The 23,777-nt window shown below is 67.4% G+C and carries 23 protein-coding genes, 1 tRNA gene and 1 pseudogene; 15 read left to right on the forward strand and 10 right to left on the reverse strand.

Translation table 11 applies throughout. The annotated features are described in order from the left end of the window. Window positions 1–140 precede the first annotated feature (140 nt). Genes XAN126_RS0116825 through petA form a run of 3 tightly spaced genes read right to left on the reverse strand, consistent with a single transcriptional unit; the run spans window position 141 to window position 2,846 of the window. Window positions 141–986, reverse strand: a complete 846-nt coding sequence (locus XAN126_RS0116825) for a cytochrome c1 (RefSeq protein WP_024279757.1) — start codon at window positions 984–986, stop codon at window positions 141–143. Window positions 987–1,006: 20 nt separating this feature from the next. Further along, on the reverse strand, window positions 1,007–2,281 hold the full coding sequence (locus XAN126_RS0116830; RefSeq protein WP_024279758.1) for a cytochrome b/b6: 1,275 nt from the start codon (window positions 2,279–2,281) through the stop codon (window positions 1,007–1,009). A 37-nt stretch (window positions 2,282–2,318) separates the two neighbouring features. After that, the gene (petA, locus tag XAN126_RS0116835) at window positions 2,319–2,846 is read right to left on the reverse strand and encodes a ubiquinol-cytochrome c reductase iron-sulfur subunit (RefSeq protein ID WP_024279759.1); all 528 of its coding nucleotides are present in this window, start codon (window positions 2,844–2,846) and stop codon (window positions 2,319–2,321) included. Between the two features lie 470 nt (window positions 2,847–3,316). On the opposite strand from petA, the gene XAN126_RS0116840 reads away from it, so the two are divergent. The 5 genes from XAN126_RS0116840 (at window position 3,317) to XAN126_RS0116860 (ending at window position 7,398) form a co-directional block, all read left to right on the forward strand. Beyond that, on the forward strand, window positions 3,317–4,528 hold the full coding sequence (locus XAN126_RS0116840; protein WP_024279760.1) for a beta-1,3-glucanase family protein: 1,212 nt from the start codon (window positions 3,317–3,319) through the stop codon (window positions 4,526–4,528). A 42-nt stretch (window positions 4,529–4,570) separates the two neighbouring features. After that, entirely contained in the window at window positions 4,571–5,035 is a 465-nt protein-coding gene (locus XAN126_RS0116845) for a tRNA (cytidine(34)-2'-O)-methyltransferase (RefSeq protein ID WP_024279761.1), read from the forward strand. 80 nt (window positions 5,036–5,115) lie between these two features. Next, complete coding sequence (gene hemF / locus XAN126_RS0116850) at window positions 5,116–6,042, forward strand: oxygen-dependent coproporphyrinogen oxidase (protein WP_245272270.1); 927 nt, start codon at window positions 5,116–5,118, stop codon at window positions 6,040–6,042. A 74-nt stretch (window positions 6,043–6,116) separates the two neighbouring features. Next, complete coding sequence (locus tag XAN126_RS0116855) at window positions 6,117–7,121, forward strand: hypothetical protein (RefSeq protein ID WP_155982338.1); 1,005 nt, start codon at window positions 6,117–6,119, stop codon at window positions 7,119–7,121. 67 nt (window positions 7,122–7,188) lie between these two features. Further along, window positions 7,189–7,398 (forward strand): DUF2158 domain-containing protein, encoded by a 210-nt coding sequence (locus XAN126_RS0116860; RefSeq protein ID WP_024279764.1) that lies wholly within the window; start codon window positions 7,189–7,191, stop codon window positions 7,396–7,398. Window positions 7,399–7,401: 3 nt separating this feature from the next. Here the strand turns inward: XAN126_RS0116860 and XAN126_RS0116865 are convergent, their stop codons facing one another. From XAN126_RS0116865 to XAN126_RS0116880, 4 genes are read right to left on the reverse strand one after another with little or no spacing between them, the layout of a single operon-like run. Next, the gene (locus XAN126_RS0116865) at window positions 7,402–8,640 is read right to left on the reverse strand and encodes a CCA tRNA nucleotidyltransferase (RefSeq protein ID WP_024279765.1); all 1,239 of its coding nucleotides are present in this window, start codon (window positions 8,638–8,640) and stop codon (window positions 7,402–7,404) included. Beyond that, window positions 8,637–8,897, reverse strand: coding sequence for a DUF6111 family protein (locus XAN126_RS0116870; protein ID WP_024279766.1), 261 nt, complete (start codon window positions 8,895–8,897; stop codon window positions 8,637–8,639). The genes XAN126_RS0116865 and XAN126_RS0116870 overlap by 4 nt, the downstream gene beginning before the upstream one ends. Further along, window positions 8,897–9,574, reverse strand: coding sequence for a CoA pyrophosphatase (locus XAN126_RS0116875; protein WP_024279767.1), 678 nt, complete (start codon window positions 9,572–9,574; stop codon window positions 8,897–8,899). Before XAN126_RS0116875 ends, XAN126_RS0116870 begins: the two co-directional genes overlap by 1 nt. Beyond that, window positions 9,574–10,152, reverse strand: a complete 579-nt coding sequence (locus tag XAN126_RS0116880; protein WP_024279768.1) for a DUF1285 domain-containing protein — start codon at window positions 10,150–10,152, stop codon at window positions 9,574–9,576. The genes XAN126_RS0116875 and XAN126_RS0116880 overlap by 1 nt, the downstream gene beginning before the upstream one ends. Before the next feature lie 440 nt (window positions 10,153–10,592). Between XAN126_RS0116880 and XAN126_RS0116885 the strand changes: the two genes are divergently transcribed. The 5 genes from XAN126_RS0116885 to XAN126_RS29300 all read left to right on the forward strand — a co-directional run bounded on the left by XAN126_RS0116885 (window position 10,593) and on the right by XAN126_RS29300 (window position 17,735). After that, entirely contained in the window at window positions 10,593–11,594 is a 1,002-nt protein-coding gene (locus XAN126_RS0116885; protein ID WP_024279769.1) for a MoxR family ATPase, read from the forward strand. A gap of 20 nt (window positions 11,595–11,614) precedes the next feature. After that, window positions 11,615–12,592: a DUF58 domain-containing protein gene (locus XAN126_RS0116890; RefSeq protein WP_038226378.1), complete on the forward strand. Its 978-nt coding sequence runs from the start codon at window positions 11,615–11,617 to the stop codon at window positions 12,590–12,592. Beyond that, window positions 12,592–15,423 carry a DUF4159 domain-containing protein gene (locus XAN126_RS0116895; protein WP_029877307.1) on the forward strand — a complete coding sequence of 944 codons (2,832 nt, stop codon included), beginning with the start codon at window positions 12,592–12,594 and terminating at the stop codon, window positions 15,421–15,423. Before XAN126_RS0116890 ends, XAN126_RS0116895 begins: the two co-directional genes overlap by 1 nt. Window positions 15,424–15,439: 16 nt before the next feature. Continuing rightward, on the forward strand, window positions 15,440–17,506 hold the full coding sequence (locus tag XAN126_RS0116900) for a membrane protein (protein WP_024279772.1): 2,067 nt from the start codon (window positions 15,440–15,442) through the stop codon (window positions 17,504–17,506). Window positions 17,507–17,600: 94 nt separating this feature from the next. Next, window positions 17,601–17,735, forward strand: coding sequence for a hypothetical protein (locus XAN126_RS29300; protein ID WP_280938290.1), 135 nt, complete (start codon window positions 17,601–17,603; stop codon window positions 17,733–17,735). Between the two features lie 48 nt (window positions 17,736–17,783). Here XAN126_RS29300 and XAN126_RS0116910 read toward each other — a convergent pair whose 3' ends face one another. The 3 genes from XAN126_RS0116910 to XAN126_RS0116920 are packed head-to-tail and all read right to left on the reverse strand — an operon-like array spanning window position 17,784 to window position 20,689. Further along, entirely contained in the window at window positions 17,784–18,599 is an 816-nt protein-coding gene (locus XAN126_RS0116910) for an ABC transporter permease (RefSeq protein WP_024279773.1), read from the reverse strand. Then, window positions 18,596–19,513 (reverse strand): ABC transporter permease subunit, encoded by a 918-nt coding sequence (locus XAN126_RS0116915; RefSeq protein ID WP_024279774.1) that lies wholly within the window; start codon window positions 19,511–19,513, stop codon window positions 18,596–18,598. The genes XAN126_RS0116910 and XAN126_RS0116915 overlap by 4 nt, the downstream gene beginning before the upstream one ends. A 9-nt stretch (window positions 19,514–19,522) precedes the next feature. Beyond that, window positions 19,523–20,689: an ABC transporter ATP-binding protein gene (locus XAN126_RS0116920; protein WP_024279775.1), complete on the reverse strand. Its 1,167-nt coding sequence runs from the start codon at window positions 20,687–20,689 to the stop codon at window positions 19,523–19,525. Between the two features lie 243 nt (window positions 20,690–20,932). On the opposite strand from XAN126_RS0116920, the gene XAN126_RS0116925 reads away from it, so the two are divergent. The 5 genes and pseudogenes from XAN126_RS0116925 to XAN126_RS0116945 all read left to right on the forward strand — a co-directional run. Next, a tRNA-Thr gene (locus tag XAN126_RS0116925) sits at window positions 20,933–21,007 on the forward strand. A 90-nt stretch (window positions 21,008–21,097) separates the two neighbouring features. Continuing rightward, the gene (locus XAN126_RS29095) at window positions 21,098–22,273 is read left to right on the forward strand and encodes a DUF6538 domain-containing protein (protein ID WP_024279776.1); all 1,176 of its coding nucleotides are present in this window, start codon (window positions 21,098–21,100) and stop codon (window positions 22,271–22,273) included. Beyond that, complete coding sequence (locus tag XAN126_RS0116935) at window positions 22,239–22,511, forward strand: hypothetical protein (protein ID WP_348550910.1); 273 nt, start codon at window positions 22,239–22,241, stop codon at window positions 22,509–22,511. The genes XAN126_RS29095 and XAN126_RS0116935 overlap by 35 nt, the downstream gene beginning before the upstream one ends. 29 nt (window positions 22,512–22,540) lie before the next feature. Next, window positions 22,541–23,092, forward strand: a complete 552-nt coding sequence (locus XAN126_RS0116940) for a phage tail assembly chaperone (RefSeq protein WP_155982339.1) — start codon at window positions 22,541–22,543, stop codon at window positions 23,090–23,092. A gap of 36 nt (window positions 23,093–23,128) precedes the next feature. Continuing rightward, window positions 23,129–23,749, forward strand: a pseudogene (locus XAN126_RS0116945) (terminase TerL endonuclease subunit); the annotation flags it as partial. Between the last annotated feature and the right edge of the window lie 28 nt (window positions 23,750–23,777).

Consider the following 23,777-nt stretch of genomic DNA (forward strand, 5'->3'; position numbering starts at 1 on the left):
GCGGCGGCGGCGCAGGGGAAAGCAGCACAGCGGCCAAAAGCGCCGATGCCGCGCAGTCGTGATCGGCGGGGAGCCCACATGAAAAAGGGCCCCTGACGGGGCCCTTGATCGTTCGGCGTACTTACGGTCAGCGCACCTGATCAGTGCGCCACGTTCGACCAGACCTTCTTCTTGGTGAAGTAGAGAAGGCCGCTGAGCACGATCAGGAAGATCATGACCTGAAACCCGATGCGCTTGCGCTGGTCGAGGTGCGGCTCTGCCACCCACATCATGAAGGCCGCCACATCCTGGGAATACTGGTCCAGCGTCTGGGGTGAACCATCCGTGTAATCCACCTGGCCGTCGCTGAGGGGCTTCGGCATGGCGATCTGGTGACCGGGGAAATACTCGTTGTAGTTCAGACCCGGCTGCACATGGACACCGGCGGGGGCCTCCTCATAGCCCGTGAGCAGAGCGTGGATGTAGTCCACGCCGTGCTCCTGGTACTGGATGAAGGCGTCGGTGATGAAGCCGGGGAAGCCGACGTGGTAGGAGCGGGCCTTGGCCAGCACCGAGAAGTCCGGCGGCAGGGCGCCGCCGTTGGCGGCGCGGGCGGCGTTGTCGTTGGGGAACGGCGCCGGCCAGTGATCGGACAGGCGCCCCGGACGCTGGAACATGTCGCCGGCGTCGTTGGGGCCGTCGGTGATCTGGTACTCGCTCGCCACCTGCTTGGCCTGCGCTTCAGTGAAGTGCGGGCCGCCCTCCTGGGCGAGGTTGCGGAAGTACAGGTAGTTGGCCGAGTGGCAGGCGGCGCAGACTTCCTTGAACACCTTGAAGCCGCGCTGCAGCTGCGCCGGATCGTACATGCCGAAGGGACCCGCGAAGGACCACGACATGCGATGCGGACGCGGCTGGGCGTGCGCATCCTCGGCACGGGCGCCGGCGGCGCCCGCTGTCAGGAGCAGTGCCGCCGCGACGGCACCGAAGAGAGAGCTACGAATGGTCATTGCTGTTCTCTCCGCGCCGATCACTTGGTCTCGGGACCGGCCGCCCCGGCGACCACCACCGCTCCGCCCTTCGACTTCGCGAGCACGGCATCCGCGATGGAGGCCGGCACGGGCTTGGGGCGCTCGAACAGGCCGAGCAGCGGCAGGATGACGAGGAAGTGGATGAAATAGTAGGCCGTCAGGATGCGCGAGATGATGAGCGCGCCACCCTCGGCGGGCTGGGAGCCCATGTAGCCGAGGAGGACGGCAACCACCGCGAACACCCAGAAGAACTGGCGGTACAGCGGACGATACTTGGCCGAGCGCACCTTGGAGGTGTCGAGCCAGGGCAGGAAGGCCAGCACCGCGATCGCCGCGAACATGGCGAGCACGCCGCCGAGCTTGTCCGGGATCGAGCGCAGGATCGCGTAGAACGGCAGGAAGTACCATTCAGGCACGATATGCGCCGGCGTGGAGAGCGGGTTGGCCGGGATGTAGTTGTCCGAGTGGCCGAGATAGTTCGGGATGTAGAAGATGAACCAGGAGAAGAAGATCAGGAACACCACCATCGCGAACGAGTCCTTGATCGTCGCGTAGGGGGTGAAGGGCACCGAGTCCTTCGCCACGCTCTTGATGTCCACGCCGTCCGGGTTGTTCTGGCCCACGTGGTGGAGCGCCCAGATGTGGAGGCCGACCACGCCGGCGATCATGAAGGGCAGCAGGTAGTGCAGCGAGAAGAAGCGGTTCAGCGTGGGATCACCCACCGAATAGCCGCCCCACAGCCACTGCACAATCGTGTTGCCGACCCACGGAATGGCCGAGAACAGGTTGGTGATGACGGTGGCACCCCAGAACGACATCTGGCCCCAAGGGAGCACGTAGCCCATGAAGGCGGTGGCCATCATGAGGAGGTAGATGATGACGCCGAGGATCCACAGCACCTCGCGCGGGGCCTTGTAGGACCCGTAATACATGCCGCGGAAGATGTGGATGTATACCGCGATGAAGAACATCGAGGCGCCGTTGGCGTGGATGTAGCGGACCAGCCAGCCATAGTTCACGTCGCGCATGATGTGCTCGACGCGAGCGAACGAGACCGGGGCATAGGCCACGTAGTGCATGGCCAGCACCACGCCGGAGACGATCTGGCAGACGAGCATGAAGCTCAGGATCGCGCCGAAGGTCCACATGTAGTTGAGATTCTTCGGCACCGGATAGGCGATGGCCGAGGAATGGATCAGCCCGACGATCGGCAAGCGGCTCTCGAACCACTGCGCGACCTTCCCCTTGGGCTGGTAGGTGGAATGTCCTTCCATGAGTCCAACCTTTTTGAAAGCGGCGACGATGCGCGCGTCAGCCGATCACGATCTTGGTGTCGGTGGTGAAGGCGTAGGGCGGCAATTCGAGATTGAGCGGCGCCGGTCCCTGCCGGATGCGGCCGGAGGTGTCGTACACCGAGCCGTGGCAGGGGCAGAACCAGCCGTTGTACTGGCCCTGGTGGCCGAGCGGCACGCAGCCGAGATGGGTGCAGATGCCGATCACCACCAGCCACTGGTCCTTGCCGGCCTTCACACGCGCCGAATCGGGCTGCGGGTCTTTCAGGTCAGACAGGGGAGTGTCCACCGCCGACTTGATCTCCGCCGGCGTGCGGTGGGAGATGAAGATCGGCTTGCCGCGCCACTGCACCGTGACGATCTGGCCTTCGGCGATGGGGGAGAGGTCCACTTCGGTGGTGGACAGCGCGAGCACGGACGCATCGGGCTGGAGCTGGGAGATGAAGGGCCACGCCATGGCGGCGGCACCGACGGCGCCCACGGCACCGGTTGCGATGTAGAGGAAGTCCCGACGCGTCGTCGTGTCCGACGTCTCCGTATGTGCCACGGCGCAGTCCCCGATAGTGTTGTCGTCCCGACGCACGTCCCGCAACCGCCGGCCGCGCGCAATGCTGCGGCCGCACGGACCTGCGAGCCGCCAATTTCAAGCGCCTCTAATTGCACCCTAGCCCCATCTTGTCCAGATCATGGCGATGCGGCACGCGGTCCTGCACTGCGACAGATCCATGTCGTTGCGCAAGGTCACGTGGAGAAGGAAGCCGGGCAGCCCGCCGGCCGGTCGCGCTCCAAGATTGCGCCCGCGGATATCAAGATTGCGCCCGCGGATATAAAGCGGCCCCAGCACCCGACTTATGGCTAAGATCAAGCATTGCGCGACGTTCGGCCGACCGGTAGCTTGGCAGTGCTTTCCGTTTGCGCACTCTGCCTCGTCGCGCCCACGTCGGCCCCACCCGCCGGGACCGCGAAGGCGAGTGTGCCCTGCGCACCGCACAACCATATGATCCCGGGGAGAAACTCATGACGAAACGTATTCTGGCATGCCTCGCGGCAGTGGCCGGCATCGGCGCGGCGGGGGCCGCCCATGCCCAGACGGTCCCGGTGACGATCGTCAACAACACCGGCATTACCGGCAAGATCTACATCACGGTCTATGGCCAGGACCCGGCCAACCCGACCTCCTATCTGGTCAGCGACGCCACCGGAAAGACCAAGCAGCTGAACACACAGAACAACACGCCGACTGATTATGGCTTCAATACTGCATCGACCAGCACATATACGTTCAACGTTCCGCGCCTGAATTCCGGGCGGATCTATATTTCCTTCTGCCAGCCCTCCTATCTCACGGTCACTCCGACGGGCAACGGCAGCGGCCCTCTGGCACCCAATTCGCCGGCGCCCTGGAATACGTCCAGCAAGAACCACACCTCGGTGATCGACTTCGCCGAATACACCTGGGGGCCGGACAACAATTTCAACGTCAACACGACGCAGGTGGACTCGCTGGGCATCCCCATGAAGATGGTCCTGCAGAACGCGTCGCAGACGGTGACGGCCGGCTTCACGGATGCCAATTCGTCGCAAACCGTCGTCAAGACGCTTGTCGCCACGCCGCCATGGAGCACGCTTCTCATCACGGACAGCAAGGGGCGCCCGACCCAGGTGCTCAGCCCCAACCATGGCATGGAAGCGGGGTACAAATTCCCCACCAATTACTGGGACAGCTACGTCAACCTGGTCCTCGCCACCTATTCCAAGGCCGGGAAGAGCTTCACCCTGAACAACCAGATCGGGAGCGTCACGACCCCGTACACTGGAACGACCTCCGCCACCCAGATCACGCTGACGCCCACGGGGGGCACCAACAAGACGGTCTTCAACAAGCCGACGTCAAAGGACCTCTGGCAGAATGGTCCCACATTCGCCAGCGGCGATGCGGGGCCGGTTCCGAGCCTGCAACGGTGGATGCAGGCCGCGTTCCTCCGCTCGACCTTCATCAACAGCACCAACAGCATCTCGAACTGCTCTGTGAAGCCGTACCAGGGGCTACCGCAGAACCTCTATTCCCAGACCATCCACGCCGCATCGCTCAACGGAAAGGCCTATACCTTCCCTTATGACGATGTGTGCGAGCAGAGCAGCTACAACTCGGTCCCCGCGCCGACCAAGCTGACGCTCACCCTGTTCCCGCTCAATTCGACGTGGAACAAGATGACCTGCAGCAACTGACCCGACGCCCCGCTCCGGCGGCGTCCCCGCCGGAGCCTTTCCTTGACCCTGCGTATCGCCCTCTATTGCCCGGACATCGCGCAGAATGCCGGTGCCATCCTGCGCACCGGCGCCTGCCTCGGGGCAGAGGTGCACATCATCGAGCCCGCGGGCTTCCCGGTGGGCGACGCCGGCTTCCGCCGTGCGGGGATGGACTATATCGACCAGGTGGTCTGGCGGCGGCACGCCTCTTTCGCCGCCTTCGATGCGGAGCGGCGTGCCGAGGGCCGGCGCCTCGTCCTCCTCACCACCACCGGTGCGGAGCCGCTGTTCGGCTTTCCCTTCCAGAGCGACGACGTGGTCCTGTTTGGCCGCGAGTCCGCCGGCGTACCGCCCGAGGTTCATGCCGCGGCGGATGCGCGCGTGCGCATTCCCATGCGGCCGGGCGTGCGCTCGCTCAATGTCGCTGTCAGCGCCGGCATCGTCCTCGCCGAGGCACTCAGGCAGACCGGCGGCCTGCCTGCCTGAGCTTTCTTCCGCCGCGGGGAGGCGATAGAAGCGCCGCCAGCCAGAAGAACATCGGAGGCGGAACGCCCATGGAAAACCCCGTGCCCCCCGTTTCCGCCCCCGCCGAGGCCGGCGACGCGCTGCTCGATGCCCGCCGTGCCGGGGCCCGCGCTTGGTTCGAGGACTTGCAGGGCCGCATCATCGCCGCCTTCGAGGCGCTGGAGGACGCCGCCGATCCCGCGCTCTACGGCCCCTCCCCTGCCCGCTTCGTCCGTACCCCCTGGGTGCGCACCGATCACACCGGCGCGCCGGGCGGCGGCGGTACCATGGCACTCATGCGCGGCCGGCTGTTCGAGAAGGTGGGCGTGCATACCTCCACCGTATTCGGGGAGTTCGCCCCCGAGTTCCGCGCCCAGATCCCCGGCGCGGCGGAGGACCCGCGCTTCTGGGCCTCGGGCATTTCGCTCATCGCCCACATGGCGAACCCGCACGTGCCGGCCGTGCACATGAACACGCGCTTCGTCGTCACCACCAAGGCGTGGTTCGGCGGCGGGGCGGACCTGACCCCGGTGCTCGCCCGCCGCCGCACGCAGGAGGATGCAGACACCATCGCCTTCCACAAGGCCATGGAAGCCGCCTGTACCGCCCACAGGGTGGCGGACTATGCCCGCTACAAGGCGTGGTGCGACGACTATTTCTTCCTCAAGCACCGCAACGAGATGCGGGGCATCGGCGGCATCTTCTACGATTATCTCGATTCCGCCGCCGCCGGCACCGGCCGCTGGGAGGACGATCTCGCCTTCACCCGCGACGTGGGCCTCGCCTTCCTCGACGTCTATCCCCGCCTCGTGCGCGCCAACATGGCGACGCCATGGACTGAGGAGGACCGCGAGGAGCAGCTCATCCGCCGCGGGCGGTACGTGGAATTCAACCTGCTCTACGACCGCGGCACCATCTTCGGCCTCCGCACGGGCGGCAATGTGGATTCGATCCTCTCCTCCATGCCCCCGGTGGTGAAGTGGCCGTGAGCGGGTCCCCAATTTAGGGGATGCAATCACAGGTTTAACTTTCCAATCTTTCCCGTCAGCTTTGGGGGCGGGCAATGGCACAGGGTGAAAGCGACGATACGCATCGTTCGGGAAACGAAAAATCCACGGACAAGAGCGATCCGAAAGATGCTCCGCCGCCGCTCACGGGCTGGCGGAAAGCCCTTTCGGATCTCGATGGACCGCTGACGTTCATCAAGAATTTGAGCCTGTTCAGCCTCGTCGCGGTGATCGCAACCGCATTCTTTCAGTTCAATCAGTGGTCGATCGACAAGACTCTCGATCGGGCGAAAAGCGATTACGCTCTCGCGACACAGACATTCGATGAGCTTATTGGGACGCTGGCCAAGGCGCAGAACCTTCAGCAGATGGTGTACTTCCTGTACAAGGCCGCAGCGAACGCTCCACAAGATCAAGCGGTCTATTTCCATCAGCAGGCGCAAACTATTGCGGCTGAATACGCCCGAACACGCATGGAACTGAGAACCGGCATCGACCGCCTGTTCTACAAGGCCCAGCTTTATATCGACTGGGCGAGCGACCTTGATGATAATCGGACACTGGCATCGACGCGATACAGTTTTGCCCGCGTGGGCTCAAACGTCGCCCCGAGCGGGGCCAAGGCCGACACCCTCAGCGACGGCAAACTGGACGGCGCCGGTTTCAAGTGCGCCGACAAGAAAACGGTGCCGGACTATGTGGTGTTTACTGACCTGAAGCCCGTTCCGATGGGGCCCATAGTCGTAGACTGGCGCAGCGCCAAGCACCAGCTCGTGATCTTCTACCACTGCTTCGATGAACTGCACCAGGCGATCCTGCCCGCCCGCATTTGGGCGGCGACCGATTCTGCGTCGCCCGGCACGGGGCAGCCATCCAAGACCGCGGCGTCGGCGCTCGCAGGGGCGGTGGAAGCGGCGATGGACAACCAGGTCATACGCATCAACGGTCTATCCATGCTCGTCATGACCCGGATCGAACAAATCCGCCGGCTCAACGCGCTTCCCTCCTTCCTGGATTACTATCTGCGCAACCGTGATCGCATCGTCACACAGCCCGGCTAAGCCTGCCCGCGTTGCTTCGGCAGGGAAAATCCGCTGCCGGTCGCGCAAGACAGCGGGAGACACAGCCATGGCGTTCGCCCCCGGAGACATCGTCCAGCTCAAGTCCGGCAGCCCCGCCCTCACCGTCGTCACCGCCTCCGAAACGGAGATTTCGGTGGTGTGGTTCGCCGAGGACGTGAGCGAGTTCCGCAAGGACACCCTTCCCGCCATCGCGGTGGAGAAGCTCGAGATCGCCGATTTCGAGGAAGAGGACGAGGAAGAAGACGACGAGGACTAGGGTCTACGACAACCCGTCATCCGCGGCGATCGCCGCCCGCAGCAGGGCGGCGATGGACCCGGGCTCCTCGGGAAAGCCAGCGTCGATCCAGTCCGCCTCCGCCCGTCGCAAGGTGGCTCCGAGCGCCCGTCCCGGCTTGAGGCCCAGCGCCATCAGGTCAGCCGAACCGAACGGCGGACGCGGCACCGCCCATTCAGCGGCGAGCCGGCCGATCCGCTCCATGCCCGGCCGCCCGTGCGCCGCCGCCAGCAGGGCGCGCTCGCGCGCCGCTTCCGCCCCTGTCCGGTAGATGAAGGCCCGAGCCGCCGCGTCGTCGGCCATGTCCGGCACAGGGCCGGCCATGAGGGCGAGGCGCCGCCCCTCGGCATTGGACAGGCGCAGCTTTCCGCGCAGCCGCTCGGCATCGTCCGGCACCCGCACCGCAAGGACGGCGAGACGGCGGATGGCATCGGCCGGCACGTCCCAGCCCTCCCCGCGCCACAGCGCCTCGATCTCCACCAGCCGCGCAAACGCACGGGCATCGGCGATGCCGCCGATCAGCGGCTGGATCAGGCCCGCGTCGCTCATGACGGCAAGGGTCGCCGCCGCTCCGGGGGCGAGGAGCAGCTTCAGCAATTCGGCGCGCACCCGCTCGTGGGACAAGGCGAGCAGGCCCTGCCGAAGGCGCACGGCACCGGAAAAGGCCGCCTTGTCCACCGGGCCGGCTCCATAGGCCGCGTGAAAGCGGAACAGACGCAGGATGCGCAGGTAATCTTCGCGGATGCGTGCGTCCGGCGAGCCGATGAAGCGGATTTTCCGCGCATCGAGGTCCGCAAGGCCGCCCACGAGGTCCACCACCGTCCCGTCCGGCGCCGCATAGAGCGCGTTCAGGGTGAAGTCCCGCCGCTCGGCATCGTGCTGCCAGCTCCGGCCGAAGCGCACCACCGCCCGCCTGCCGTCCGTCTCCACGTCCTCGCGCAGGGTGGTGACCTCGTATCCGTGATGGCCGGACACCACGGTCACCGTGCCGTGCTCGATACCGGTCGGCACCGCCTTGAGGCCGGCGCGGGTGGCGCGGGCGACGACCTCCTGTGGCAGGGCGGTGGTCGCGATGTCCACGTCGATCACCGGCAGGTCGAGGAGAGCGTTGCGCACCGCACCGCCGACCACGCGCGCCTCCTCCCCGCCGCCATTCAGCACGGCGAGCAGGGGCGAAAGGCCCGGTGTGGTCCAGAACGGCGCGCCGGCAACGCTGACAGTCATTCGAAATGCCCCGGCACGAACGCGCCATCTTTGGTCTGGGCGGGAACGTAGTGGGCGCCGGGCGGAGCCACGCGATCATGTTCGAACAGGAACAGGCCCAGCGCCACCAGCCCGACGGCCGCCACCGAGGCCACCGCGAGGGCGCGGGGCGACCAGTTGGCCGGCACGACCGATCCCTTTGTCGCGAGCAGCAGGGCGCCGTAGAGCAGGAACGGCGTGAGAAAGAGAGCGAGTTCGATGAGCAGGCTGCGCGCCATCAGGCGTAGACCTTCTCGTAGAGATTGCGCAGCATGCCCGCTGTCGCGCCCCAGATGTTATGACCCTCGAACGGCATCACATAGAAATGCCGCAGCGTGCCCTTCCATTCCCGCGACTGGCGCTCGTGGTTGCGCGGGCTCATGAGAAAGCCGAGCGGCACCTCGAACGCCTCGTCGACTTCAGCGGGATTGAGCGTCAGCGTATAGGCGGGATCGACCAGACCCACCACCGGAACGATCCAGAATCCGGTGCCGGAGAGGTAGCCGTCGAGAAAGCCGAGGGGCCGCACCAGCGCCGAATCGAGACCCACCTCCTCGCGCGCCTCGCGCAAGGCGGCGTCGATCTCGTCCTTGTCTCCGGGATCGATGCGCCCGCCGGGAAAGGCCACCTGCCCCGCATGCTGTGAGAGGTGCGACGATCTGAGCGTGAGCAGGATGGTCGGCTCCGGCCGGGCGATCACCGGCACGAGCACGGCGGCGTGCCGCGGGCGATCCTGCGGGATGAGGCTCACCTTCTCCGGCTGCAAGGCATGGTCGCCGTTCAGCGCGAGAAAGTCGCTTTCCGAATACAAGGGAGGCGGCTCCCGCGACAGGCGCTCACCCGCACGGCGCAGGAAGTCGGCGAGGCTGTCACTGGCGCTGTTGGCCTCGGAAAATGCATCATCGGACACCCGCATCAGTCCAGTCCCAGTTCGGCTGCCGGAAGAATGGGGAAGAAGAGCCCGCCCGACGCCACGCCGAACATGGGGACGCCGCCCTCCTCCCGCACCTCCCCGAGGTCCATCAGGTCGAGATGGACGGCGCGCGACAGCCGCGCCTCCAACCCCCGCCGGACTTGCAGGTAGGGGACCACCTCGCCCACCCCGTCGCCGCGGGCGAACCGCAGCTCGTGGCCCGGGCCACAGCGCACCACGTCGTCCAGATTGGTGCGGAAGACGAGGGTGCGATTCGGGTCGTTGCCCCCGGCCGCATCCGGCTCCGGCGCCGATTCCACCGCCAGATCCACGGCAAGAAACGGAGCATCCTCCACCCGAATGCCCACCTTCTCCACCGGCGTCTTCAGCACGAAGCGCTCGCCCTCCCGTGCCAGCACGGAGGCGAACAGCTTCACCAGCGCCGGGCGGGTGATGGGGGTGCCCATGTAGGTCCAGCTTCCATCGGCGCGGATCACCATGTCCATGTCGCCGCAATCGGGCGGATTCCAGAGTTCCACCGGGGCCGGGCCCTTCCCGCCGCCGTCGCGCGCAGCCGCCATCAGCGCCTCCAGCCGGCCCGACGCCGATGGCGCATCGGAAGTGGAGGGCGTGATAGCTGGCGTATCTGGCGCTGGGGCAGGCATCTGGTCTCCTTGGACCCGGTCACGCCGCAAAAGGCGGAAGGCTCGCGATGACGTGAGTGCGCCGCACCCGCGCCACCTCCGCGGGGGCTCGACGGGCGCGCATCATATCGTAAGCTCTCTGTCCGGGTGGCGCGACGTTTGCAAGACTTCGCGAGATGGGCGTGTTCCGCTCCGTCCCAGACCGGCGCGTGGACCGGCCCGCCCGATGCCCGTTAAACAGGCAAAGGGTGGATCAGACCGGCGGATGGGAGCCGGAGGCGTTTTGTTGCCGCTTTTGGCAGCAAGCTTGCGGTGCGTGTCCGGCGTGCAGGCAATTATGGCGTGCGGTTCGTGTTTGGCGTGTAGGAGATGAGCATATGTCGGCTGCCGGCGAGACCTTTGACCTCGACCAGATGATCATCCGCAACGCGGAAGCCGCCGCCGCCCATGTGAAGGCTGCCCGCGCGGCCATCTCGAACGTCATCTTCGGCCAGGAGACGGTGGTGGAGCGCGCGCTCATCACCATCCTCGCCGGCGGCCATGCACTGCTCGTGGGCGTGCCGGGCCTCGCCAAGACCAAGCTCGTGGACACCATGGGCACCGTGCTCGGCCTCGACGCCCGCCGCGTGCAGTTCACGCCGGACCTCATGCCGTCCGACATCCTCGGCGCCGAGGTGCTGGAGGAATCGGCCGGCGGCCGCCGCGCCTTCCGCTTCATCAAGGGGCCGATCTTCGCCCAGCTGCTGATGGCGGACGAGATCAACCGCGCCTCGCCGCGCACCCAGTCGGCCCTGCTGCAGGCCATGCAGGAATACCATGTCACCGTCGCCGGCGAGCGGCACGATCTGCCCAAGCCCTTCCACGTGCTCGCGACCCAGAACCCGCTGGAGCAGGAAGGCACCTATCCCCTCCCCGAAGCGCAGCTCGACCGCTTCCTGATGGAAATCGACGTCGATTATCCCGATCGCGACGCCGAGCGGCGCATCCTGTTCGAAACCACCTCGGCGGAGGAGCAGAAGCCCCGCGCCGCCATGACGGTGGACGATCTCGTGGCCGCCCAGCGCCTCGTCCGCCGCCTGCCCGTGGGCGAATCGGTGGTGGAAGCCATCCTCACCCTCGTCCGCTCGGCGCGCCCCGGCGCCGAAGGGCCGGAGCAGGCCTACATCGCCTGGGGCCCCGGCCCGCGCGCCAGTCAGGCGCTGATGCTGGCGGTGCGCGCCCGCGCCCTGCTGGACGGGCGCTATGCCCCCTCCCTCGACGACGTGGTGGCCCTCGCCGAGCCGGTGCTGAAGCACCGCATGGCGCTGACCTTCGCCGCCCGCGCCGAGCGCCAGAGCGTCACCGGCATCATCCGCCGCCTCACCGAGCGGCTCGGGTGAGCGCGGACCGGCCCGCGCCCATGGCCGCTGCCATGGCCAACGCCCCACAAAAAGGCGCGCCCGAGGACGCGCAGCGTCACGCCGTTGAGACGTCCGCCCTCGCCGCCGCAGACCTTGCGGCAGCCATGCCGCGCCTCGTCCTGGAGGCGCGCCGCATCGCCATGAGCGTGCAGCACGGCCTGCACGGGCGCCGCCGCTCGGGCACGGGTGAGAATTTCTGGCAGTACCGCCGTTTCGTGGACGGCGAGCCGGCCAACCGCGTGGACTGGCGCCGCTCCGCCCGCGACGATCATCTTTATGTCCGCGAGCGCGAGTGGGAGGCGAGCCACACGGTGTGGATCTGGCCCGATCTCTCGGCGTCCATGGACTACGCCTCCCGTGGGCAGCCGCCGAAGCGCGAGCGCGCGCTGGTGGTGGCTTTCGCCCTCGCGGAGCTTCTGGTGAAGGGCGGCGAGCGCGTGGGCATTCCCGAATTGATGCGCCCCTCTGCCAACCGCCGCATCGTCGAGCGGATGGCCGAGGCCGTGGTGCTGGCGCCGCGCCTGCCTGCGAGCCTGCCGCCTGAGTTCGGCCCCTCGCCGCTCTCCGAGATCGTGCTGCTGAGCGATTTCTGGAGCCCGGCCGAAGAGGTCTCGGCCCGGCTTCACATGCTGGCCGCATCGGGCGCCCACGGCCATCTGGTGCAGATCGTGGACCCGGCGGAGGAGACGTTTCCCTTCTCCGGCCGTATCGAATTCCGCGAACCGGAGGGCGGCGACCGCCTCACTGTCGGCCGGGCCGAGAGCTGGAAGGCCGACTATGACGTGAAGCTGGCGGACCACCGCGCCCGTCTCCGCGCCGCCGCGGAACGGCTCGGCTGGAGCTTCGCCATCCACCGCACCGACCGGCCGGCGAGCGAAATGCTGCTCGCCCTGCACCAGCGCATGAGTGTGGGGGGCGGCCCGTCCGCCTTCCCGAAGGACGGCGGCCATGCTTTCGTTTCCGGAGGACCGGCCTGATGTTCGGTCTTCCCCTCGCCTTTTCCGCGCCGCTGCTGCTCACCGCCTTCCTGGCGCTGCCGCTGCTGTGGTTCCTGCTGCGCGTTGTACCGCCGAAGCCGCGCGAGGTCAGTTTTCCGCCGCTGCGCCTGCTCCTGGGCATCACGCCCAAGGAGGAGAGCGCGGCGCGCACGCCGTGGTGGCTCACCGCGCTGCGGATGATGCTCGCGGCCCTTGTGATCCTCGCCGCCGCCGGCCCCATCTGGAACCCGCCCGCGACGGCGCCGACCGGCTCGGGTCCGCTTCTCATCGTCATCGATCAGGGCTGGCCCGCCGCCGCGAGCTGGGAGGCCCGCCGCAGCGCTGCGGCCGCCCTCATCGACGAGGCGGAGACCAACGGGCGCGGCGTCGCCCTCATTCCCACCGGCGACGTGCCGCGCGAGGCGACCCTCTCCACCCCCGCCGCCGCGCGTGACCACCTGCGCTCGCTGGAGCCGGTGCCCTATGCGCCCGCCCGCAAGGACGCGCTGGCGCTGGCCGGGCGCCTCCTCGGCACCGAGCCCAGCGCTGGCATCGTCTACATTTCCGATGGCGTGGACCTTGGTGCCGATCCCGACACCGCCCGCGCCTTCGCCGATCTCGGCGCCGGCGCACGCCTGCTGGTGGTGGGCGGCGGTGTCGCCGCGCCGCTCGCCTTGGCCGGTGCGGAGAATGCCGCGGAAGCGCTCACGGTGAAGGTGCTGCGGCCGACCTCCGGCGCCCCGCGCTCCGGCCGGGTGACGGCCCGCGACATGCGCGGCCTCGTGCTGGCCGAAGCCCCCTTCACCCTGCCGGAGGGCGCGAGCGAGGTGGACGCCCGCTTCGACTTGCCGGTGGAACTGCGCAACGAGGTGGCGCGGCTGGAGATTGCCGGCGAGCACTCGGCCGGCGCCGTTCAGCTTCTCGACAAGAGATGGAGGCGGCGCTCCGTGGGCGTCGTCTCCGGCACCTCCACCGACACCGGGCAGCCGCTGCTGGCGCCGACCTATTACCTCTCCCGCGCCCTCGGCCCGTTCGCCGACCTGCGCGTGGCGGAGACGGGATCGGCCACCGAGAACATCAATCGCTTCCTCGACCAGCGACTGCCCGTGCTGGCGCTGACCGACGTGGGCACCATCCCCCCCGCCACCCGCAACCGCCTCGCCAGGTTCGTGGAAGACGGTGGCGTGCTCATCCGCTTCGCCGGGCCCCGCCTCGCCAATGCGCAGGACGATCTCCTGCCGGTGCGCCTGCGCCGGGGTGGCCGGGTGCTCGGCGGCTCCCTCTCGTGGGAGACGCCGCAGAAGCTCGGCTCCCTGACGCCGGAAGGCCCCTTCCGCGACATCAAGCCCGCCGACGACGTGACGGTGAACCGGCAGGTGCTCGCCGAGCCGGACGGCACGCTGGGAGACCGCACCTGGGCGACGCTGGCCGACGGCACGCCCCTCGTCACCGGAACCCGCCGGGGCAAGGGCGCGCTGGTGCTGTTCCACGTCACCGGCGACACATCCTGGTCGAACCTCCCCCTTTCCGGCACATTCGTTGAGATGCTGCGCCACGTGGTTGCCCTGTCCGATGCCCCGCCCCCGCCCGAGACGGCACCGGCGGACACCGCCATTCATCCCGCCGGCCGGCCGGATGTGGCGGCGCTGCCGCCCGCCCGCGTTCTCGACGGCTTCGGCGCCTTCCGGCCCGCCGGCCCCACCGCCCGCGCTTTGCCCGCCGATTATCGCGGCCGCTCCACCGCCGACCATCCGCCCGGCTTCTACGGCCCGCCGGACGGCCTCGTGGCGGTCAACACCCTGCTCCCCGCCGACCGGCCCAAAGCGCTCGACCTCGCCGCGCTGGGCGGGCGCATGGAGCCGTTGCAGGAGAGCGCGCCGCGCGACATGCGCGGGCCGATCCTCATCGGCGCCATGCTGCTGCTGCTGCTGGATGCGCTGGCCGTGCTGTTCCTCGCCGGCGGGCTCTCCCGCATGGGCGGAACGGGGCCCCGCCGCGGCGCCACCGCCGCGCTGCTCGCCGCCGTGATGCTGGGCGCCGCCGCCGGCGCCTTCCTCCCCGTCGCGGCCCGCGCGGACGACAGTTTCGCCCTGAAGGCCACCACGCAGACCCGCTTCGCCTATGTGGTGACGGGCGACAGCGAGGTGGACGACATCTCCCGCGCCGGCCTCGACGGCCTCGCCACCTTCCTCGCCCAGCGCACCGCGCTACAGGCGGGCGAGGCCATGGGGGTGGATATCGGGAAGGACGAGCTTGCCTTCTTCCCCGTGCTCTACTGGCCCATCCTCGCCAACACGCCGGTGCCCGCGCAGCCGGTTCTGGCGCGCATCGACGCCTACATGAAGCAGGGCGGCACGGTGATCTTCGATACCCGCGACGCCATCGAATCCCCCGGCGGGCCCGGCGCGCCGCTCACCCCGGCGCAGGCACGGCTGAAGGAGATCCTCTCCCGCCTCGACATTCCGGAACTGGAGCCGGTGCCGCGCGACCACGTGCTCACCAAAGCCTTCTATCTCCTGAAGGATTTCCCCGGCCGCTTCACCGGCGGCACCACCTGGGTGGAAGCTCTGCCCGCCGCCCGCGACGATGCCGACCGCCCCGCCCGCGCCGGCGACGGCGTGTCCCCCGTCATCATCACCTCCAACGATCTGGCCGGCGCCTGGGCCGTCTCGCGCTCGGGCGAGCCCATGCTGCCGCTCACCCCCGGCGAGCCGCGCCAGCGGGAGATCGCCTTCCGGGCCGGCGCCAACATGGTGATGTACGTGCTGACCGGCAACTACAAGGCGGACCAGGTGCACGTGCCTGCGCTTCTGGAACGGCTGGGGCAGTGAGGAAGACATCCATCCGATGAGCTACGGCCTCACCTTCTCCCCCTTCCTGCCGCTGCCGGCGCTGATCGCGGTGGCGATCGCGGCCGCGCTGCTGGCGGGACTGCTGATCTATTCCCGCACCCGCGGCTCGGTGTTCCGCGCGCTGGCGCTGGCGGTGGGCCTGCTGGCGCTCGCCAACCCCTCCTTCACCCGCGAGGAGCGCGAGCCGCTGTCTTCCGTGGTGGCGCTGGTGGTGGACAAGAGCCAGTCCCAGTCCTTCGGCGAGCGCACCCAGCAGACCGAGGCCGCGCGCGCCCAGCTCGCCGAGCGCCTGGGCAAGCTCCCTGGCGTCGAAGTGCGGACCATCGAGGCCGATGCGGGTGACGGCTCGGTGGACGGCACGCGCCTGTTCTCCGCCCTCTCGGCCGGCCTTGCCGACGTGCCGCCGGAGCGGGTGGCCGGCGCCATCATGATCACCGATGGGCGGGTCCACGACACGCCGGAGAATGCCGGCGCGCTGGGCTTTTCCGCCCCCGTCCACGCCCTCATCACCGGCCGCGCCGGCGAGCGGGACCGTCGCGTGGCGCTGGAGAAGACGCCGCGCTTCGGCATCGTCGGCCAGAAGCAGACCGTGACCTTCAAGGTGACGGACGAAGGCGCGCCCGCCGGCGCCCGCGTGCCCGTCACCATCCGCCGCGACGGCGAGGTGATCGGCCGCCCCACCGTCACCACCGGGCGCAGCGCCAGCATCGATGTGGACATCACCCACGCCGGCCCCAACATCGTCGAGTTCGAGGTGCCCCCGCTCGAGGGCGAGCTGACGCAGGTGAACAACCGCACCGCCGTCGCCATCGACGGCGTGCGCGACAAGCTGCGCGTGCTCCTCGTCTCCGGCGAGCCGAACGTGGGCGAGCGCACCTGGCGCAACCTCTTGAAGAGCGATGCCAATGTGGACCTCGTCCACTTCACCATCCTGCGCCCACCGGAGAAGCAGGATGGCACGCCCATCAACGAACTCTCGCTGATCGCCTTCCCGACCCGCGAGCTGTTCCAGACCAAGATCAAGGATTTCGACCTCATCATCTTCGACCGCTACGCCCAGCAGGGCGTGCTGCCGCAGATCTATTTCGACAACATCGTGCGCTACGTGCGCGCCGGCGGCGCCGTGCTGGTGGCGGCGGGCACGGACTTCCTCGACACCGGTTCGCTCTACAACACGCCGCTGGAGGAAATCCTTCCCGGCATACCGCGCGGCGAGGCCACCGACGCGCCCTATCACGCCAAGCTCACGGACCCCGGCAAGCGCCATCCCGTCACCCGCAACCTGCCGGGCTCGGAGAGCGACCCACCCCACTGGAGCCGCTTCTTCCGCGTGATCGACGCGCAGGCGCGCTCCGGCACCAGCCTCATGTCCGCGCCCGGCGACAAGCCGGTGCTGCTGGTGGACCGGGTGGGCGAGGGCCGCGTCGCCCTCCTCCTCTCCGACCACATCTGGCTGTGGGCGCGCGGCTATGAAGGCGGCGGCCCGCACATCGACCTGCTCCGCCGCCTCTCCCACTGGCTGATGAAGGAGCCGGACCTGGAGGAGGAGCGCCTCAAGCTCACGGTTTCCGGCCGCGATCTGGTGGTGGAGCGCCAGACCATGGCGGACCAGGTGCCCCCCACCACCGTCACCACGCCCTCCGGCGCGCTGCGCACCCTCACCCTCGCGCAGGTCGAGCCCGGCCTGTGGCAGGCCAAGACCCCGGCGGACGAACTGGGCCTGTGGCGGGCACAGAATGGCACGCTGAACGCCCTCGCCAATATCGGCCCCCTGAACCCCAAGGAATTCGCCGAGGTGACGAGCACCCGCGACGTGCTCGCCCCCATCGCGGCGGCCACGGGCGGCGGCGTATGGCGGCTCGCCGATCTCAACGGGCAGGTGCCGCGCCTCGTGCAGGTCTCCGCCTCGGACCGGCTGGCCGGCGAGGACTGGATGGGGCTGAAGACGCGGGACGTCTCGGTGGTGCGCGGCATCGGCCTGTTCCCGATGTTCGCGGGTCTCTCAGGCCTGCTCCTGCTGCTCGGCGTCATCACCGCCGCCTGGGTGCGCGAGGGCCGCTGAGGCTGCCTTCCGGGCGCGGGATGCCGAAACTTAAGGTTATGGTTAACGATTTGCTGCCACGCTCCCGGAAACTCGCACACCGGGAGCATGTTGCATGGCGTCCGCCGCCTCCGTATCCGCCGACCGCAACTGTGGGATCGCGCTGCTGATGGGCGGAGCGATGCTGGCTGGCGGCCTGCTGCTCATGGTCCAGATCGTGACCGCCTTCAGCGCCTTTGCCGCCGTCTGAAGGGACAGCACCGGGAATGGGCGCGCTGCGCGCCCTCGCGATGCCCCCCTATTGCAGCGCCGCCCGCTCCTCGGCCTCACGCTGGCTCTCGGCCCGCTTGGTGACGATGGAGGCAATGATGACCACCACCGTCACGATGGCGATGAGGATGGTGCAGACCGCGTTGATCTCCGGCGTCACGCCGAGGCGCACCTGCGAATAGATGCGCATGGGCAGCGTGGTGGCGCCGGGTCCGGTGGTGAAGCTCGCAATCACCAGATCATCCAGCGACAGGGTGAAGGCCAGCATGAAGCCGGACACCACCGCCGGCAGGATGAGCGGCAGGGTGATCTTGAAGAAGGTCTGGAAGGGCGGGCAGCCGAGATCCAGCGCCGCCTCCTCCAGCGTGCGATCGAAGGTGACGAGGCGTGACTGCACCACCACGGCCACGAAGCACATGGTGAAGGTGATGTGGGCGAGCAGGACGGTCCAGAAGCCGCGGTCGAAATTCACCGCCACGAACAGCAGCAGCAGCGACAGGCCGGTAATGACCTCGGGCATGACGAGGGGCGCGTAGATCATGCCCGAAAACAGCGTGCGCCCGCCGAACCGCCCATAGCGGGTGAGCGCCAGCGCCGCCATGGTGCCGAGCACGGTTGCCGCCAGCGAGGAGAAGAAGGCGATGCGCAACGTCACCCAGGCAGCATCGATGAGCTGCTCGTTCTCCAGCAAAGACCAGTACCATTGGGTGGAAAAACCGGCCCATACGGTGACAAGTCTTGACGCGTTGAAAGAGTAGATCACCAACAGAATGATCGGAATGTAGAGGAAGGCGAAGCCCAGCACGATGGACGTGACGTTGAACCAGGTGAGGCCTTTTCTCATTTGCCTGCCTCCAGTTCGCGCTGCTGGATGTTCTGGTAGATCACGATGGGGATCACCAGCACGAGCAGCAGCAGCACCGCCACCGCCGAAGAGACCGTCCAGGAGCGGTTCACGGTGAACTCGGTCCAGAGCGACTTGCCGATCATCAGCGTGTCGGAGCCGCCGAGCAGATCGGGGATCACGAACTCGCCCACCGCCGGGATGAAGCACAGCAGCGCTCCGGCGGCGACGCCGGGGAGGGAGAGCGGGAAGGTAATCTTCCAGAAGGCCTTCACGGGGGGACAGCCGAGATCGGCCGCGGCTTCGAGAAGCGTGAGGTCGAGCTTCTCCAGCGCCGAATAAAGCGGCAGCACCATGAACGGCAGGTAGGAATAGACGATGCCGATATAGACCGCGAGATTGGTATTCAGGATCTCCAGCGGCGTGTCGATGACCCCCAGCGCCATCAGCCCCTGATTGAGCAGCCCCTCCGGCGAGAGGATGCCGATCCAGGCGTAGACGCGGATGAGGAACGAGGTCCAGAACGGCAGGATCACCAGCATCAGCAGCGTCGGCTGAATGGAGCGCGGCGCCCGCGCCATGGCGTAGGCGATGGGATATCCAACCAGCAGCAGCAGGATCGTCGAGATGGAGGCGATGATCAGGCTGGAGCCGTAGGCGGCGAGGAATTCGTTCGAGAAATCCAGCACGTAGCCGTAATTGGCGAGGGAAAGCTGCGACAGGAAGTCGGTCAGGCCCGAAAGGCCGTTGGAGAGATCGAGCTGAGGTGCGTAGGGCGGCTGGGCCACCACGTCCTGCGACAGCGAGATCTTGAAGACGATGAGGAAGGGCGCCAGGAACAGCGCCAGAAGCCACAGATAGGGAACCGCTATCACGAACCAGCGGCCCCGTCCCTTTTCTCCCGCCATGGCCATGACTGCCTCCTAACGGGTCAGAAGGACGCCGGCGTCGGGATCAAACGTGACCCACACCTTGTCCTCCCAGGAAATGGGCCGCGCCACCCGGCGCGACAGGTTCGGCTGGGACACCTTGAGGCGCTGACCGCAGGCGAGCTCCACGTGATAGATGGAGAGATCGCCCAGATAGCCGATGTCCCAGATTTCCCCGGCGAAGACGTTCTCCGTCCCCTCAGGCGGCGGATCGAGCGAAATGCGCAGCTTCTCCGGCCGGATGGCGATGCAGGCCTTGCCGCCGGGCCCCGCCTCGCAGGGATGTGCCACGGTCAGCGGCGACGGCGTCACTTCGGACGTGAGCCGCGTGGTCTCGCCTTCGCAGGCGGTGACGGTCGATTCGATCAGGTTCACCTCGCCGATGAAGTCCGCGATGTAGCGCGTGGCCGGCTGCTCGTAGATTTCCGCCGGCGGGGCGACCTGCGCCAGCACGCCGTTGTTCATCACGGCGATTCGGTCGGCAACGGTCATGGCCTCCTCCTGGTCGTGGGTCACGATCAGGAAGGTCATGCCGAGGGACATCTGCAGGTCCATCAGCTCGAACTGGGTCTCCTCGCGCAGCTTCTTGTCGAGGGCGCCGAGCGGCTCGTCCAGCAGCAGCACCTTGGGGCGCTTGGCGAGCGAACGGGCGAGCGCGACGCGCTGGCGCTGGCCACCGGAAAGCTGGTGCGGCTTACGCTTGGCGAACTGCTCGAGCTTCACCAGTTCCAGCATCTCGGCAACGCGGGCGTCGATGTCCGCCTTCGGCATCTTGTCCTGCTTCAGGCCGAAGGCGATGTTGTCGGTGACGTTCATGTGCGGGAACAAGGCGTAGGACTGGAACATCATGTTCACCGGCCGCCGGTAGGGCGGCACGCCCGCGAGATCTTCACCCGCGAGCGTCAGGCGGCCGGAGGTCGGTTCCTCGAAGCCGGCCAGCATCCGCATGAGGGTGGTCTTGCCGCAGCCCGAGGGGCCGAGCAGCGCGAAGAACTCCCGCTCATAGATGTCGAGGCTGACATTGTTGACCGCCGTGAAGTCGCCGAAGCGCTTGACGACGTTCTCAAAGCGGATCAGCGGCGTCTGGGTAGGATCCTTCCAAGGGGCGAATGTGCGCCGGACGGCGCCGATGGTTTCCTTGCGCGCCTTGTCCGCAGCCATGACTTCCCCCATCCAGGCCTCGTAGCTGGAGGCTAGCCGCGTAGAAGGAAACGCTCAAGCCGCAAGCAGGCGCAATTTTTCGGCGCCCGGAGCCTGCCGAGCGCCCAACCGTGTCTGCCTGGCATGTCATCCACCGCCATCGGCGCCGAGCCCCTTGCACCGCAGCGCCGCATGTACTAGAGGAGCGCTCCTGACGACGGCACACCCGTCTCCGCGGTCCCCTCCTGGTGCGGCCGCCGGCACGCTGCGGTAGCTCAGTGGTAGAGCACTCCCTTGGTAAGGGAGAGGTCGAGAGTTCAATCCTCTCTCGCAGCACCATCTCAAAGCGTTGCAAACGCTAGAAACCCTTGCAAATCCTCACCTCTTGTCCAAAGCTCCGTCCAAAGTTTGTCCAAAACCGAGGCGGACATGGCCGGTAAGGCGAAGCATCTGCGGCAACGGGGCACCACCTTTTTCGTGCGCATCGGCGTGCCGAAGGAGCTTCGGGAGATCGTCGGCAAGAGCGAGCTTCATGAGGCCCTTGGCGGCAACCGCCGCGAGGCTGAACGCCGCTCCCATGCCGTGCTCGCGCGATTTCACGGCATCCTAGACGAGGCCCGCCTGAAGCTTGCCCAAGGCACAGACGCCCCGCCCCGGCTCTCCCGCGCCTTAGACACGCCCGGCATTGCCCGGCACCACTACCAATCGGAGTTGGACCTGGACGCGGCGCTTCGGGATGCCGGCGCCTTCGCAGCGTCCGGCTTCGATCCAGCCGCCTACGAGCGCCTGTTCGCCCCTGCCTACATGGCCGCGCTCCGGGAAGTCGCATCCGGCGCGGCACCAGACGACAAGATCGCCGCGACCATCGGATGGGCGATAGACGCCCACACCCGCGCCAAGCTGGTGAAGGTCGAACCCGGCACCGCCGAATGGCGGACCATCGCCCGCACGCTGGCAGGCGTGCAGATCGAAGTCATGAAGCGCACCAGCGAGCGCAACGCGGGCGAACCTGAAGCCGAGCCCGCTCACCCTGCGCTGAAGCCGGATGCCCAGCCGGCCCCTGCCCCACGCGAGCGCGTCCGCATCCTCGATCTGTTGGACGGCTACCTTGCCGAGCTTCGCGCGTCCGGTCGTGGCGCCGAAGCGGAGAAGCGATGGACGCCCGGCTTCAAGGCATTCATCAAGCACCTCGGTCATGACGACGCTTCCCGCCTCACCAAGGCGGACGTGGTGGCGTGGAAAGACGCCCTGCTCGCCACCATGTCGCCGAAGACGGTTCGTGACACGAACATCGCGGCCCTTCGCGCGGTGTTTCAGTGGGCAGTCGATAACGACCGGCTGAAGACGAACCCTGCGCGCGAGGTGAAGGTGCGCGTCCTGAAGAAGGTGCAGAACCGCGAAAAGGGATTCACGCTGAAGGAAGCCAACGCCATCCTGAAGGCCGCGCGCGACCATGAGCCGAAGCCTCATGAACAACGTGGGCGTGGTGCAGGCCATCGGCCCCGCCGTCCTTTCCGCCACCGTCACCGGTCCGGCCCTCGACCTTTTCGGCTTCAACAGCGCAGTGCTGGTGCTGAACACCGGAGCCGTCGCCGGCTCCGGTAACTTCACCGCGAAGCTTCAGGAGAGTGACACCACCACGCCCGGCGACTTCACCGATGTGGCCGCCTCGTACCTGCATGGCGCGTTCCCGGCGAGCCTTTCGGCCGACGCGATGCTGAAGGTCGGCTATCGCGGCCACAAGCGCTACGTCCGCGCCGTCATCACCAAGAACAGCGGTACGAGCATCGCGGCTGGCGCCGTGCTGGTGAAGGGCGACGCCGCATTGCGTCCCGTGGCCTGATCGTGCGCCTTCTGAACGAAGAGGAAACCTTGAAGCTGGACGGGTTCACCGTCCGGCTTCGGCCCTCTCTGCGGTGCGCCCTCGCCATCGCAGAGGAGCACGGCCCGGAACCGTCCGACTTCTGCGGCAAGCTCTTCAAGGGACACCTCGGCATCATCACCGATCTGTTCGCCCACGGCATCGAGGATGACGAACAGCGCGCCTGTGCGCTTGCGTGGCTGGCTGGCTCCGGCCCGCTCCGCAAGCGCGTGGAAGCCGTTTCCCTGCCCCTGTATCGGTTCACGCTGCGGCTTGCCGGCGCCGATCCAGACGACATGCCCCGCGCCCTGCCGCCCGGCGTACCTCGCGCACCGATCACGTTCGCCCAATCCCTCGCTGAACTGTTTGCCGCAGCTACCGGCGTTCTGTGCTGGCACCCTGAAGTCGCATGGCGCGCAACGCCCCGTGAAATCATCCAGGCAGTTGAACGGTGGGGCAAGACGCACAGCGGCGAAATCTCGGAAGAGGACCGCGCAAGAAGGGCTCTTTCGGAGAGCTTGGACCGCTCCGGCTTTGAAACACTGAAGAAAATGACGGCTTAGGGAGCCAACTCATGACGGCGCCGTGACTCGTCGAACAACCGCGATCTGACGGCCGTAGTGGCGTGCTGGCGCGATCCCGAGCGCGAAGACGGCTACATCGTGCATCCTTGGTACTTCATGCCGGCCGCGAACGTGGATAGCCGGAAGGTGCAGGGCGAACAGTATGCGGACGCCTATCGCAAATGGACCGACGCGGGGCTGATCGCGGCCACGCCCGGCAACGTGGTGGATTTCCGCGCGGTGCAGGCGGCGATTTTCGATATCTGCGATCAGTTTGACGTGAAGCTGATCGGCATCGATCCATGGAAGGCCCAATCGACCATGCAGGCCCTTCAGGACAAGGGCTTGCCGGTTGTCGAATTCCGGCAGGGCGCCGCATCCATGGTGCCAGCCATCGCAGAGCTTGAACGCGCCATCGTGGGCGAACGCTTCACCCACGGCGGCAATCCGGTGCTCCGCTGGAATTTCCAAAACATCCGCACCGTGCGGAATAAGAACGACAACATCGAATTCCACAAATCCAAGAGCATCGACAAAATCGACGGCGCCGTTGCTGCGGCCATGGCCGTAAAGCTCGCCTTTGATAGCGAGTTGCCCGGCCGCGCCATCGATGATGCTGACTTCCTTCGCGGCTTCTACAAAGATCAGGCGGCATAAATGGCAGAGAACGACGGCAAACTCACCT

This window comes from Xanthobacter sp. 126, assembly GCF_000526175.1.
Classification (GTDB): Bacteria; Pseudomonadota; Alphaproteobacteria; order Rhizobiales; family Xanthobacteraceae; genus Xanthobacter; species Xanthobacter aminoxidans.

Bases quoted from the DNA above. Each gene is read 5' to 3' on its own strand.
- XAN126_RS0116865 (WP_024279765.1), bottom strand. From the start codon at position 8,640: ATGACTGTCAGCGTTGCCGGCGCGCCGTTCTGGACCACACCGGGCCTT.
- XAN126_RS0116880 (WP_024279768.1), bottom strand. From the start codon at position 10,152: ATGGCGGCTGCGCGCGACGGCGGCGGGAAGGGCCCGGCCCCGGTGGAA.
- XAN126_RS0116900 (WP_024279772.1), top strand. From the start codon at position 15,440: ATGAGCTACGGCCTCACCTTCTCCCCCTTCCTGCCGCTGCCGGCGCTG.
- XAN126_RS0116830 (WP_024279758.1), bottom strand. From the start codon at position 2,281: ATGGAAGGACATTCCACCTACCAGCCCAAGGGGAAGGTCGCGCAGTGG.
- XAN126_RS0116895 (WP_029877307.1), top strand. From the start codon at position 12,592: ATGTTCGGTCTTCCCCTCGCCTTTTCCGCGCCGCTGCTGCTCACCGCC.
- XAN126_RS29095 (WP_024279776.1), top strand. From the start codon at position 21,098: ATGGCCGGTAAGGCGAAGCATCTGCGGCAACGGGGCACCACCTTTTTC.
- XAN126_RS0116890 (WP_038226378.1), top strand. From the start codon at position 11,615: ATGGCCGCTGCCATGGCCAACGCCCCACAAAAAGGCGCGCCCGAGGAC.
- XAN126_RS0116875 (WP_024279767.1), bottom strand. From the start codon at position 9,574: ATGCGGGTGTCCGATGATGCATTTTCCGAGGCCAACAGCGCCAGTGAC.
- XAN126_RS0116910 (WP_024279773.1), bottom strand. From the start codon at position 18,599: ATGAGAAAAGGCCTCACCTGGTTCAACGTCACGTCCATCGTGCTGGGC.
- XAN126_RS0116915 (WP_024279774.1), bottom strand. From the start codon at position 19,513: ATGGCCATGGCGGGAGAAAAGGGACGGGGCCGCTGGTTCGTGATAGCG.
- XAN126_RS0116825 (WP_024279757.1), bottom strand. From the start codon at position 986: ATGACCATTCGTAGCTCTCTCTTCGGTGCCGTCGCGGCGGCACTGCTC.
- XAN126_RS29300 (WP_280938290.1), top strand. From the start codon at position 17,601: ATGGCGTCCGCCGCCTCCGTATCCGCCGACCGCAACTGTGGGATCGCG.
- XAN126_RS0116885 (WP_024279769.1), top strand. From the start codon at position 10,593: ATGTCGGCTGCCGGCGAGACCTTTGACCTCGACCAGATGATCATCCGC.
- XAN126_RS0116840 (WP_024279760.1), top strand. From the start codon at position 3,317: ATGACGAAACGTATTCTGGCATGCCTCGCGGCAGTGGCCGGCATCGGC.
- XAN126_RS0116855 (WP_155982338.1), top strand. From the start codon at position 6,117: ATGGCACAGGGTGAAAGCGACGATACGCATCGTTCGGGAAACGAAAAA.
- XAN126_RS0116920 (WP_024279775.1), bottom strand. From the start codon at position 20,689: ATGGCTGCGGACAAGGCGCGCAAGGAAACCATCGGCGCCGTCCGGCGC.
- XAN126_RS0116860 (WP_024279764.1), top strand. From the start codon at position 7,189: ATGGCGTTCGCCCCCGGAGACATCGTCCAGCTCAAGTCCGGCAGCCCC.
- XAN126_RS0116870 (WP_024279766.1), bottom strand. From the start codon at position 8,897: ATGGCGCGCAGCCTGCTCATCGAACTCGCTCTCTTTCTCACGCCGTTC.